Source organism: Neobacillus sp. NPDC093127 (assembly GCF_044754175.1).
Lineage (GTDB): Bacteria > Bacillota > Bacilli > Bacillales > Cytobacillaceae > Neobacillus.
Map to the genome: position 1 here is coordinate 1 of NZ_JBIVOP010000057.1, position 2,364 is coordinate 2,364.

The following is a 2,364-nucleotide window of genomic DNA, read 5'->3' on the forward strand; positions in this document are numbered from 1 at the left end:
AAATAGCCAACAATCCGAAAAAAATTTCAGAGGGTTGGCTATTCATCGTGCGCACCGTAAGGGTGCGCTATTTTTTTATATTTCGGGCTTACACTCTAAATGGCTAAAAGAACTAATTACCAAGAATAATAATTTGTATCTACATAATAAAAAATCAATTAATGATTATAACCATTATGTAATCAAAGGTCACGACGTGTTTATTGAGGTTATAGCAAAGGATTTTAAAATAGAAAAAATAAATAAAGAGAACGCGGGTGAGTATACTAGGTTAATTGATGAAGCATAGTTTTTGCTTACTGGCACTAACGAGTGCAATAGTTGATGATCAGGGCTGCTTCGGCAGCCTTTTCCTTGTTCCACTAACGGAGCAGGATAGTACACCAACAAAAAATGATTTATAATATTAGAAAAGGTAATTTAAGGGAGTGCTTATTTGCTTAAACGTATGTTATTTGTTAGTGGCGTACTTGCCTGAGGTATAGTTATTTGGAACCTTTTTTTCAGTAATGAATCAGCTTATAACAAAGTTTACAACCCGAAGAGTAAAATCGAAATCGCTTATCCTCAAAATAAAAAAGGACAGACGTATGGTTCATCATCGGATGCAACCTCTTTTGAAGATGAACCTGATTTAATCAGGGCTTACGGAATAGGCGGCACATTAGGGTATGTGAAAAAAGACGAGTTAAATGGACCTCAATCAAAAACACCTGAAGAAGCGGTAGACTAACAAAGGAATCTGAATCAAGAGAAATTCCGTTGTATGATGTTGATGGAGAGACTATTATTGATAAGTTTATTGTAGGTGGATAGAAGTTGTTCTATTATTGAACAGTTTCTATTTATAGTATAGAGAAAGTGTTATTAAGGTTGGGTTTTAGCGTTATCTATTGGTTTTGCTAAAAACTTTCAAAGCACAAAAGTTTCGGCAGAAGAACAATCTAAATTAACTGATAGAAAAGATGTTTACACAGTTAAAACAAGAGAAGAACAAAACATGGTGGAAATTATGCCGATTAAGGAAGGGCTTATTTCACAAGAAGGCGGAACAGCCCTGTGATGTATAATTGGATTATCAATCCATGAAACAGTTAAAAAGGGGAAAGTTTTATTATGAATCGTAAGTTGGGGAAGACCATAGCAAAAATCATTTGGACGTTTCTTTTCATTTATCTTGGAGAAGTGTTTGAAGTGCCTAGAAATATTTATTATATAATTATTGGATTTCCACTCCTCTTAGGAGGGGTATTGTTTTTGGATTATTTATTCGATAAAAGAATAAAGAACAAGGCGTAAGTTTTTCAATTAACATGTAAGAACGACTTTTTCTTATTCAAGTAATGGGTAGCTTTAGTTAAAAAAGTGGCTGCCTGTAATAAGTAGTTCAGTTTTTGTGGAGAAAAAGTGTAAAAAACATATGAATTAGCATACCTTATACCAAAGTAAATAGCAGGGATAATTTCATTGATTTATCAATGTTTTATAAGATAATAACAATAAAATAGCATAGCAAATAGCACCCCAAATAACAACTTGACAATGGATATTGTCATCGTGCGAAAAAGGGTGCTATTTTACTTGCTATTTGAGATGCGATTTTTTATCTGTTTCAAGAAAACTCAAGGATTTATAAAATTATGTGGTAAAATAATATTAAAGATTATGAATATTCAGTTTCCCCAACTAACGGAAGTGGGTTTGTTTAATAAAAATACAGATAGGATGGTGTGACTTGAAATATCGTATTTTATTCTTGGCATTACTGTTTGTATTGACTGCTTGTAGGAGTACAGATATTGTCGAGAAAAAAGAAGAGTTCATAAAAATGAGTATAATTAATGAAATGCCCCAGGTTAACAATAATTGGGTTAATGGTGAATCAATTATAATAACTGATAAAAACACTATTACAAAAATTATTGATAAAATCAATAAAAGTCCAAAGACAGATTTATCAAAAATCGTATGGGAACATGGTCCAGATTTAAGAATAGTTTTTGTAGGGAACAACAATATTTACCATGAGGTTAAAGCTTTTACTAGTGGCACTGTTGTTACAGATAAATATGCAATTTCAGCAGAAATAAATTTCGATGAGTTAATAAACGACTAAAAAGCTTTTTTATTCAACTAAGGCTTTAATTGAATAAGAACATCACATTCAAAACAGAAAGTTTGGGATAACCCAAGCTTTTTTTGTGTACTAATTGTAATGTTAATTCACTTACTATTTATACTACGAAAATTCGTGTTATTTGGACTGTGAATTGTAAGCCCGAAATATAAAAAAATAGCGCACCCTTACGGTGCGCACGATGAATAGCCAACCCTCTGAAATTTTTTTCGGATTGTTGGCTATTT

The 2,364-nt window shown here is 32.1% G+C and carries 3 protein-coding genes; all 3 read left to right on the forward strand.

What is annotated here, in order from left to right; all coding sequences use genetic code 11:
* A partial coding sequence (locus ACIQCO_RS28070; protein WP_400435438.1) for a hypothetical protein occupies nucleotides 1–289 on the forward strand: 289 nt, incomplete at its 5' end.
* A complete protein-coding gene (locus ACIQCO_RS28075; RefSeq protein WP_400435440.1) occupies nucleotides 279–404 on the forward strand; it encodes a hypothetical protein in 126 nt (41 codons plus the stop codon). The genes ACIQCO_RS28070 and ACIQCO_RS28075, both read left to right, overlap by 11 nt.
* A 1,331-nt stretch (nucleotides 405–1,735) precedes the next feature.
* The gene (locus tag ACIQCO_RS28080; RefSeq protein ID WP_400435442.1) at nucleotides 1,736–2,116 is read left to right on the forward strand and encodes a hypothetical protein; all 381 of its coding nucleotides are present in this window, start codon (nucleotides 1,736–1,738) and stop codon (nucleotides 2,114–2,116) included.
* The last annotated feature ends 248 nt before the right edge of the window (nucleotides 2,117–2,364 follow it).